The following is an 8,712-nucleotide window of genomic DNA, read 5'->3' as shown; positions in this document are numbered from 1 at the left end:
GTCGAACCCCCGCTCCACATTATTCGCTTATTCCGCGGCCGCCTTCTTGGCGTTCTTGCCCTTGGGGGCCTTTTCCGCCTTCGGCTGCTTGGGCGCGATCACTTCGACGCTGCCGCCAGCCTTTTCGACCGCCTGGATGGCACCCTTGGATGCGCCGGCGACGACGAACTTGGCCTTGGTCGTCAGCTCACCCTTGCCGAGCAGGCGGACGCCGTCCTTGCCACCGCGCGCGAGGCCAGCGGCCTTCAGCGCAGCGTGGTCGACGTCGTTCTTGGCGTCGAGCTTGCCCGCGTCGATGAACTTCTGGACCATACCCAGGTTCACTTCGGCGTAATCCTTGCCGAACGGGTTGTTGAAGCCGCGCTTCGGCAGACGCATGTGAAGCGGCATCTGACCGCCTTCGAAGCCCTTGATGGCGACGCCCGAACGGCTCTTCTGGCCCTTCTGGCCACGGCCACCGGTCTTGCCCTTGCCCGAGCCGATACCGCGACCCACGCGGATGCGGGTCTTGCGGGCGCCGGGATTATCGCGGATGTCAGTCAGTTTCATAGTCTTGCACTCGCTTTCGCTTTGTTCGCGCTGGAAATGGAAAGCGGCCCGCTAACGCAGCAGGCCGCTTCCGTCAAATTATGCTTTCGCGTCGATCAGTCGACGATCTGGACCAGATGCGGGACCTTGGCGAGCGCGCCGCGCACCTCGGGGGTGTCCAGGCGGGTCACGGTCTTGTGCATCTTGTTCAGGCCAAGACCGATCAGGATCTTGCGCTGGCTCTCGGGACGGCGAATCGGCGAACCGATCTGCTTGAGAGTGATGGTTTTATCTTTGGCCATCGATCTTACTCCGCAATCGCTGCAGCGTCGGCTTCAGCCTCTGCCACGCTGGCGCCGCCGCGACCCAGCAGATCCGCGACCTTCTTGCCGCGACGCTGAGCCACCGACTTCGGCGAGCTCTGGTTGGTGAGCGCGTCGAACGTGGCGCGGATCATGTTGTAGGGGTTCGAAGTGCCGACCGACTTGGTCACCACGTCCGCAACGCCCAGGCTTTCGAAGACGGCGCGCATCGGGCCGCCCGCGATGATGCCGGTACCGGCCGGAGCCGACCGCACGGTGACCTTGCCAGCGCCGAAACGGCCCTTGCCGTCATGGTGCAGCGTGCGGCCATCCTTGAGCGGAACGCGAATCATCTTCTTGCGCGCCGAAGCAGTCGCCTTGGTGATCGCCTCGGGCACTTCGCGAGCCTTGCCGTGGCCGAAACCGACCCGGCCCTGACCGTCGCCGACCACGACCAGCGCAGCAAAACCGAAGCGCTTGCCGCCCTTCACCGTCTTGCTGACGCGGTTGATGTGGACGAGCTTTTCGATGATGCCGTCGTCTTCTTCCTCTCGGCGTCCGCCACGACGGTTGTCACGACCACCGCGGCCACGGCCACGATCGTTGCCGCCGTCGCGACCACCACGGCCACCACGGCCCTGACGCTCGTTCTGGCGCTCGCGCGGCTGACCCTCGGCGCCCTGTGCGGGCGACTGGTTGTCGGCAGCTTCGGAAGGGGTGTCGGCAATGGCCGGCTCTTCCTTGGTCACCGCGTGCTCGGTTTCCGCCGTCACGACCTTGTCTTCGGTCTGTGCCTCGGGGGTCGCCTCGGGGGTGTTGTTTTCGTCAGCCATCATCAGAACTCCAGCCCGCCTTCACGGGCGGCATCGGCCAGCGCCTTGACGCGGCCATGGAACAGGAACCCACCGCGATCGAACACGACAGTGGTCACGCCGGCCTTCTTCGCAGCAGCGGCGATATCCTTGCCGACCTGCACCGCAGCATCGACATTGGCGCCGGAAGCCTTGGCACCCAGCGTCGAGGCGGCTGCCACGGTCTTGCCTTCGGCATCGTCGATGACCTGGGCGTAGATGTGGCGACCGGTGCGGTGGACCGACAGGCGCGGACGCGAACCGGCGCGGCTCTTCAGAGCGCTGCGCACGCGGCGGCGGCGGCGTTCGAACAGGGAAAGCTTTGCCATCTTACTTCTTCTTCCCTTCCTTGCGGAAGACATACTCGCCGGCGTACTTGATACCCTTGCCCTTGTAGGGTTCGGGCTTGCGCCAGCGGCGGATTTCGGCGGCGAACTGGCCGACCTTCTGCTTGTCGATGCCCGACACTTCGATCGTGGTCTGATCGGGCGTCTTCACATCGAGGCCTTCCGGCACGTCGAGGTCGACATCGTGGCTGTAGCCGAGCTGAAGCTTCAGCTTCTGGCCCTGCGCCTGCGCACGGTAACCGACGCCGGTTATCTGCAGAGTCTTCGAAAAGCCGTCGGTCACGCCTTCGACCAGGTTCGACACCAGCGTACGCTGCATGCCCCAGAAGGAACGCGCCTGCTTGCTGTCGTTGGCCGGCTTGACCTGGATTTCGTCACCTTCGACCTTGTAGTCGATCAGGTCAGACAGGCCGAGCGAGAGGGTGCCCTTGGGGCCCTTCACGTTAAGCGTGCCGTTGTCGATATTCGCGGTGACCCCGCTGGGGATCGCCACCGCGCGCTTGCCGATGCGGCTCATCAGAACACCTCCGCCAGCACTTCGCCGCCGACGTTTTCGCTGCGCGCTTCCGCGTCGGAAAGCACGCCCTTCGGCGTCGAGACGATGGTGATGCCAAGGCCGTTGCGCACGTTCGGCAGTTCCTTGCTGCCCGAATATACGCGGCGACCCGGCTTCGAAACGCGCGAGACGTGCTTGATAGCCGGCTCGCCTTCGAAATACTTCAGCTCGATACGCAGCTGCGGGTGCTTGCCCGATGCGTCGTCGCTGTAGCCACGGATGTAACCTTCGCGCTGGAGCACTTCCAGAACGTTGGCACGAAGCTTCGACGCGGGCGAGAGGACGGAGTCCATCTTCGCGCGCTGGCCGTTGCGGATGCGGGTGAGCATATCACCCAGGGGATCGGTCATTGCCATCTATCGTGTCCTCACCAGCTCGACTTGGTCAGGCCCGGAATCAGGCCCTTGTTGCCGAGGTCGCGCAGTTCGATACGGTTGATGCCGAACTTGCGGTAATAGCCGCGCGGGCGGCCGGTGGTGGCGCAACGGTTACGGATCCGGGTCGGATTCGCATTGCGCGGGATTTCAGCCATCTTGAGGCGCGCGATCAAACGCTCACCATCGTCAAGCGAGGTGTCGTCCGCGATAGCTTTCAGCTTCGCGTATTTGTTCGCGTACTTCTTGACGAGCTTCTTGCGACGCTCGTTCTTGTTGATGGAACTCAGTTTCGCCATGGACTTAAGCTCTCTTCCTTAGCGGCCTCAGGCCGCTTCTTTCTCTGCGTCGGCCGAAGCATCAGCCGGGAACGGGAAACCGAACAGGCGAAGCAGCTCGCGCGCTTCTTCGTCGGTCTTTGCGGTGGTGGTGACGATGATGTCCATGCCACGCACCTTCTCGATCTTGTCGTAGCTGATCTCCGGGAAGATGATCTGCTCCTTGATGCCCATGGCGTAGTTGCCACGGCCGTCGAACGAACGCGGATTGAGGCCACGGAAGTCGCGGATGCGGGGCATCGCGATCGTCACCAGACGGTCGAGGAATTCGTACATGCGGTCGCGGCGCAGGTTCACCTTGCAGCCGATCGGCATGCCGTCGCGCAGCTTGAACTGTGCGATCGACTTCTTCGCCTTGGTGATGACCGGCTTCTGGCCGGCGATCAGTTCCATTTCCTCGGCGGCGGTCTGGACCTTCTTCTTGTCCTGGCTCGCTTCGCCCACGCCCATGTTGAGCGTGATCTTGTCGAGCTTCGGAACCTGAAGACGGTGCGTGTAACCGAACTTCTCGGTCATCGCCTTGACGATTTCGTCTTCGAACTTCTTCTTCAGACGAGGGGTATAATCAGCCATCGATGGTCTCCCCACTCTTCACGGCTACGCGGACCTTCTTGCCGTCCTTCGTTTCGAAACGGACGCGGGTCGCCTTGCCATCCTTGGGATCAGCCAGTGCAACCTTGGAGATGTGCATCGGCGCGGGATTGCGATCGATGCCACCCTGCGGGTTCGCCTGGGTCGGCTTGCGGTGACGCACGGCCACGTTCACGCCGTCGACAACGACCTTGCTGTCGCGGGGCATGACCTGGAGCACGGTGCCGGTCTTGCCCTTGTCCTTGCCGGACAGAACGACGACCTCGTCACCCTTCTTGATCTTCGCAGCGGACATTACAGCACCTCCGGAGCGAGCGAGATGATCTTCATGAAACCGCGGCCGCGCAGTTCGCGCACGACCGGGCCAAAGATACGCGTGCCGATCGGCTCTTCGTTCTTGTTGACGAGGACCGCGGCGTTGCTGTCGAAGCGGATCACGCTGCCGTCGGCACGGCGCACGTCCTTCTTGGTGCGCACGATCACCGCACGGTGAACGTCGCCCTTCTTGACCTTGGCACGCGGCTGGGCTTCCTTCACGGAAACCACGATCACGTCGCCTACGGAAGCAGTCCGGCGCTTCGACCCGCCCAGTACCTTGATGCACTGGACGCGCTTTGCGCCGCTGTTGTCCGCGACGTCGAGATTGGATTGCATCTGGATCATCGATCCGGTTCCTTCTCACTGGCTTTCCGGGACCCGCCTTGACTGGCCCGGAAGTTCCAAAAACAATTACGTCGTGCTGGCGGCAGCCGCTTCGACTTCGATGTCGGCTTCAACGGCCTGCGTGCCGCCTGCAACGACCCGGTCCTTCACGGCCCAGGTCTTGGTCTTCGAGATCGGCTTGGTCTCCTCGATGCGGACGACATCGCCAATCGTGTATTCGTTCTGCTCGTCGTGCGCGTGATACTTCTTCGAACGACGGATGATCTTCCCGTAGAGCGGGTGCTTCACCTTGCGTTCGACCAGCACGGTCACGGTCTTGTCGGTCTTGTCGGAGGTGACGGTCCCGGTCAGGATACGTTTCGGCATCGTTTAACTCCTCAAGCTTTCGCAGCAGTGGCGCGTTCGCCCTGCAGCGTCTTGATGCGGGCGATCTCGCGACGGACTTCCTTGATCCGCGCGGGACGCTCCAGCTGGTTGGTCGCGGACTGGAACCGCAGATTGAACTGCTCGCGCTTCAGCTCGACGAGCTGGTCGCTGAGCTGGTCGTCGGTCTTCGTCCGGAGGTCTTCTACCTTGCTCATCTATCAGCCCTCCAGGTGCGAGGTGTCGCCGAGACGGGCAACGACCTTGGTCTTGATCGGCAGCTTCATGGCCGCACGGCTGAACGCTTCGGCAGCGAGCGGACCCGCGACACCGTCGAGTTCGAACAGGATGCGACCCGGCTTCACGCGGGCAGCCCAGAATTCGACCGAACCCTTGCCCTTACCCTGACGGACTTCGGCAGGCTTCTTGGAAACCGGCACGTCGGGGAAAACGCGGATCCATAGACGACCCTGGCGCTTGATGTGACGCGTGATCGCACGGCGAGCCGCTTCGATCTGGCGGGCGGTGATCCGCTCCGGCTCCAGCGCCTTCAGCCCGTAGGAGCCGAAGTTGAGCGCGGTGCCACCCTTGGCGTCGCCCTTGATCCGGCCCTTGAAGGCCTTGCGATACTTGGTTTTTTTCGGTTGCAGCATTGCTCTTACCTAACTCAGCGTGCCGGCCGGACGCCGGACGTCTGGGCTTCCATCATGAGGCGGTCCTGGGCCATCGGATCGTGACCGAGGATTTCGCCTTTGAAGATCCAGCACTTGATACCGATGATGCCATAAGCGGTCAGCGCCTCGGCCTCGGCATAGTCGACATTGGCGCGCAGCGTGTGAAGCGGAACGCGGCCTTCGCGATACCACTCGACGCGCGCGATTTCCGCGCCGCCAAGACGGCCGCCGCAAGTGATCTTGATGCCTTCGGCACCCAGACGAAGGGCCGACTGAACGGCGCGCTTCATTGCACGGCGGAAGGCGACACGGCGGATCAGCTGATCGGCGATGCCCTGAGCGACGAGCTTGGCGTCGATTTCCGGCTTGCGGATCTCGACGATGTTCAGCTTCACTTCGCTGTCGGTCATCTTCGCCAGCTTGGTGCGCAGCTTTTCGATGTCTGCGCCCTTCTTGCCGATGATGACGCCCGGACGGGCCGCGTAGATCGAGATGCGGCAAAGCTTAGCCGGACGCTCGATCACCACCTTCGAGATCGCGGCCTGCGGCAGCGAGTCGATGATGTACTTGCGGATCTCGATGTCTTCCTTGAGCAGCTTGGCGTAGTCGCGCCCTTCGGCGTACCAGCGGCTGTCCCAGGTGCGGTTGATCTGCAGGCGCAGACCGATCGGATTGCTCTTCTGGCCCATCTTACGCCTCTTCCTGCTCGCGCACCACGATCCGCAGCCGGCTGAACGGCTTCAGGATGCGCGTGCTCTTGCCGCGGCCACGCGTGTGGAACCGCTTCATGGTGATCGACTTGCCAACGCTCGCTTCGGCGACGACCAGGGCGTCGACGTCGAGGTCGTGGTTGTTTTCCGCATTGGCGATCGCCGAAGCGAGTACCTTGCTGGCGTCGCGTGCCATGGCCTTCTTCGAGAACGCGAGGATATTCAGAGCATCCTCGGCCTTCTTGCCACGGATCAGCGCCGCCACCAGGTTCAGCTTCTGCGCCGAACCCCGGATGGTGGTGCCGACTGCCAGCGCCTCGTTATCGGCGACGCGGCGGGGTGCTTTCTGCTTGCTCATCAGCGCTTGCCCTTCTTGTCGGCGGCGTGGCCGGGGAAGTTGCGCGTGGGCGCGAATTCGCCGAGCTTGTGGCCGACCATGTCTTCGTTGACCGAGACGGGGATGAACTTCTGGCCGTTGTACACGTTGAACGTGAGACCAACGAACTGCGGCAGGATCGTGCTGCGGCGCGACCAGGTCTTGATCGGCTTCGCATTGGTGGCGTCCTGTGCGTCTTCGGCCTTCTTCAGAAGGCTGAGCTCGACGAACGGACCTTTCCAGACGGAACGTGCCATGTCCGATTACCTCTTCTTCTTGGCGTGGCGCGAACGGATGATCATCTTGTCCGTCTGCTTGTTCTTGCGGGTGCGAGCGCCCTTGGTCGGCTTGCCCCACGGGGTCACCGGATGGCGGCCACCGCTGGTGCGGCCTTCACCACCACCGTGCGGGTGGTCGACCGGGTTCTTCGCGACACCGCGCGTCAGGGGCTTCTTGCCCTTCCAGCGGTTGCGACCGGCCTTGGCCAGGTTCTGGTTGGCGTTGTCGGGGTTCGACACCGCGCCAACCGTGCCCATGCACTCGCCACGGATGTAACGCTGCTCGCCCGAATTGAGGCGAACGATCACGAGACCGCGGTCGCGGCCGACCAGCTGAACGTAGGTGCCTGCCGAGCGGGCGATCTGGCCGCCCTTGCCCGGCTTCATTTCCACGTTGTGGCAGATCGTGCCGACCGGCATCTGGCTGAGCAACATCGCGTTGCCCGGCTTCACGTCGGTCTTCTCGCCGGCGATGACCTTGTCACCTACGGCAAGACGCTGAGGCGCGATGATGTAGGCCAGTTCTTCGTCGGCATACTTGATCAGCGCGATGAAAGCGGTGCGGTTGGGATCGTATTCGATCCGCTCCACGGTGCCTTCGACGTCCCACTTGCGACGCTTGAAGTCGACGAAGCGGTACTTCTGCTTGTGACCGCCGCCGATGCCGCGCGAGGTCACGTGGCCCTTGTTGTTGCGTCCGCCGGTCTTGCGCTTGCCTTCGGTCAACGCCTTTACCGGCTTGCCCTTGTAGAGCGCCGACTTGTCGACGAGGATCAGGCCGCGGCGTGCCGGGCTGGTCGGGTTGTAGTTCTTGAGTGCCATTGTCCTGGTCCGCCTCAGATACCGCTGGTGACGTCGATGGACTGGCCTTCGGCCAGCGTCACGATCGCCTTCTTCATGTCGGTGCGCTTGTAGGGCTTGCCCTTCCAGCGCTTCGTCTTGCCCTTGGTGACGATGGTGTTCACACCCATCACCTTCACGTCGAACAGCGCTTCTACCGCTTCCTTGATCTGCGGCTTGGTCGCGTCGTTCGCCACCTTGAAGACGACACCGTTATGCTCGGAGAGCAGGGTCGACTTCTCGGTGATGTGCGGAGCGAGGATCACGTCGTAGTGACGCGCATCGATTTCCTGCTTCTTAGCCATTGAAGCGCGCCTCCAGTTTTTCGACCGCGTCCTTGGTCAGGACCAGCGTGTCGTGCTTGAGAATGTCGTAGACGTTGGCGCCCATGGCCGGCAGCACGTTGACACCCGGCAGGTTGCGAGCGGACTTGGCGAAGCCGTCGTCCACGCTCTCGCCGCCGATCACCAGGACCTTGCCGTTCCAGCCATTCTTGTCGAAGTGGCTCTTGAGCGCCTTGGTCTTGGCGTCCTTGAGTTCCAGCGAGTCAACGACCACGAGGCCGTCCTTCGCCTTGCTCGACAGGGCCATCTTCAGGCCGAGTGCGCGGATCTTCTTGTTGAGCGACTGCTCGAAGTCACGCTTGCGCGCACCGTGAGCCTTACCGCCGCCGATGAAGATCGGAGCGCCGCGATCGCCGTGACGAGCGCCGCCCGAACCCTTCTGCTTGCCGAACTTCTTGCCGGTGCGGGCAACATCCGAACGCTCGCGCGTGGGACGTGCGGTGGCGCGGCGGTTTTCCAGCTGCCAGGTGACGACGCGGTGCAGGATGTCCGCACGCGGTTCGACACCGAAGACGGCGTCGTTCAGTTCGACGTCGCCGGCGGCCTTGCCGTCCAGTTTCTGAACCTTGACCTTCAC

Annotated in this window: 19 protein-coding genes; all 19 read right to left on the bottom strand. The window is 62.9% G+C overall.

What is annotated here, in order from left to right; translation table 11 throughout:
• Positions 1-27: 27 nt before the first annotated feature.
• Positions 28-549, bottom strand: coding sequence for a 50S ribosomal protein L15 (gene rplO, locus ACXYN8_RS10950; RefSeq protein ID WP_458889476.1), 522 nt, complete (start codon positions 547-549; stop codon positions 28-30).
• A 95-nt stretch (positions 550-644) separates the two neighbouring features.
• Entirely contained in the window at positions 645-830 is a 186-nt protein-coding gene (rpmD, locus tag ACXYN8_RS10945) for a 50S ribosomal protein L30 (protein ID WP_458889475.1), read from the bottom strand.
• Positions 831-835: 5 nt separating this feature from the next.
• Positions 836-1,666 (bottom strand): 30S ribosomal protein S5, encoded by an 831-nt coding sequence (gene rpsE, locus ACXYN8_RS10940; RefSeq protein WP_458889473.1) that lies wholly within the window; start codon positions 1,664-1,666, stop codon positions 836-838.
• Positions 1,666-2,010 carry a 50S ribosomal protein L18 gene (gene rplR / locus ACXYN8_RS10935; protein ID WP_458889472.1) on the bottom strand — a complete coding sequence of 115 codons (345 nt, stop codon included), beginning with the start codon at positions 2,008-2,010 and terminating at the stop codon, positions 1,666-1,668. The genes rpsE and rplR overlap by 1 nt, the downstream gene beginning before the upstream one ends.
• 1 nt (position 2,011) lies before the next feature.
• On the bottom strand, positions 2,012-2,545 hold the full coding sequence (rplF, locus tag ACXYN8_RS10930) for a 50S ribosomal protein L6 (protein WP_458889471.1): 534 nt from the start codon (positions 2,543-2,545) through the stop codon (positions 2,012-2,014).
• The gene (gene rpsH, locus ACXYN8_RS10925; RefSeq protein WP_458889470.1) at positions 2,545-2,940 is read right to left on the bottom strand and encodes a 30S ribosomal protein S8; all 396 of its coding nucleotides are present in this window, start codon (positions 2,938-2,940) and stop codon (positions 2,545-2,547) included. Before rpsH ends, rplF begins: the two co-directional genes overlap by 1 nt.
• Positions 2,941-2,951: 11 nt before the next feature.
• Entirely contained in the window at positions 2,952-3,257 is a 306-nt protein-coding gene (gene rpsN, locus ACXYN8_RS10920; RefSeq protein ID WP_458889469.1) for a 30S ribosomal protein S14, read from the bottom strand.
• Positions 3,258-3,284: 27 nt separating this feature from the next.
• Entirely contained in the window at positions 3,285-3,869 is a 585-nt protein-coding gene (gene rplE, locus ACXYN8_RS10915) for a 50S ribosomal protein L5 (RefSeq protein ID WP_458889468.1), read from the bottom strand.
• A complete protein-coding gene (gene rplX, locus ACXYN8_RS10910) occupies positions 3,862-4,182 on the bottom strand; it encodes a 50S ribosomal protein L24 (RefSeq protein WP_458889467.1) in 321 nt (106 codons plus the stop codon). The genes rplE and rplX overlap by 8 nt, the downstream gene beginning before the upstream one ends.
• Positions 4,182-4,550 (bottom strand): 50S ribosomal protein L14, encoded by a 369-nt coding sequence (rplN, locus tag ACXYN8_RS10905; protein WP_458889466.1) that lies wholly within the window; start codon positions 4,548-4,550, stop codon positions 4,182-4,184. Before rplN ends, rplX begins: the two co-directional genes overlap by 1 nt.
• 66 nt (positions 4,551-4,616) lie before the next feature.
• Positions 4,617-4,916, bottom strand: a complete 300-nt coding sequence (gene rpsQ, locus ACXYN8_RS10900) for a 30S ribosomal protein S17 (RefSeq protein ID WP_458889465.1) — start codon at positions 4,914-4,916, stop codon at positions 4,617-4,619.
• Between the two features lie 11 nt (positions 4,917-4,927).
• Positions 4,928-5,131, bottom strand: a complete 204-nt coding sequence (rpmC, locus tag ACXYN8_RS10895) for a 50S ribosomal protein L29 (RefSeq protein ID WP_458889464.1) — start codon at positions 5,129-5,131, stop codon at positions 4,928-4,930.
• Positions 5,132-5,134: 3 nt separating this feature from the next.
• Positions 5,135-5,566 carry a 50S ribosomal protein L16 gene (gene rplP / locus ACXYN8_RS10890; protein WP_458889463.1) on the bottom strand — a complete coding sequence of 144 codons (432 nt, stop codon included), beginning with the start codon at positions 5,564-5,566 and terminating at the stop codon, positions 5,135-5,137.
• A gap of 14 nt (positions 5,567-5,580) precedes the next feature.
• A complete protein-coding gene (rpsC, locus tag ACXYN8_RS10885) occupies positions 5,581-6,276 on the bottom strand; it encodes a 30S ribosomal protein S3 (RefSeq protein ID WP_458889462.1) in 696 nt (231 codons plus the stop codon).
• A 1-nt stretch (position 6,277) separates the two neighbouring features.
• Positions 6,278-6,655 carry a 50S ribosomal protein L22 gene (rplV, locus tag ACXYN8_RS10880; protein ID WP_458889460.1) on the bottom strand — a complete coding sequence of 126 codons (378 nt, stop codon included), beginning with the start codon at positions 6,653-6,655 and terminating at the stop codon, positions 6,278-6,280.
• The gene (gene rpsS, locus ACXYN8_RS10875; RefSeq protein ID WP_458889459.1) at positions 6,655-6,930 is read right to left on the bottom strand and encodes a 30S ribosomal protein S19; all 276 of its coding nucleotides are present in this window, start codon (positions 6,928-6,930) and stop codon (positions 6,655-6,657) included. Before rpsS ends, rplV begins: the two co-directional genes overlap by 1 nt.
• A 6-nt stretch (positions 6,931-6,936) precedes the next feature.
• Positions 6,937-7,773 carry a 50S ribosomal protein L2 gene (rplB, locus tag ACXYN8_RS10870; protein ID WP_458889458.1) on the bottom strand — a complete coding sequence of 279 codons (837 nt, stop codon included), beginning with the start codon at positions 7,771-7,773 and terminating at the stop codon, positions 6,937-6,939.
• A 14-nt stretch (positions 7,774-7,787) separates the two neighbouring features.
• Positions 7,788-8,096: a 50S ribosomal protein L23 gene (locus tag ACXYN8_RS10865; RefSeq protein WP_458889457.1), complete on the bottom strand. Its 309-nt coding sequence runs from the start codon at positions 8,094-8,096 to the stop codon at positions 7,788-7,790.
• Positions 8,089-8,712, bottom strand: coding sequence for a 50S ribosomal protein L4 (gene rplD / locus ACXYN8_RS10860; protein WP_458889456.1), 624 nt, complete (start codon positions 8,710-8,712; stop codon positions 8,089-8,091). The genes ACXYN8_RS10865 and rplD overlap by 8 nt, the downstream gene beginning before the upstream one ends.

This window comes from Altererythrobacter sp. CAU 1778, from assembly GCF_054482795.1.
Note: the sequence above shows the minus strand (reverse complement) of the source record. Positions and strands in the feature narration are given on the sequence as shown.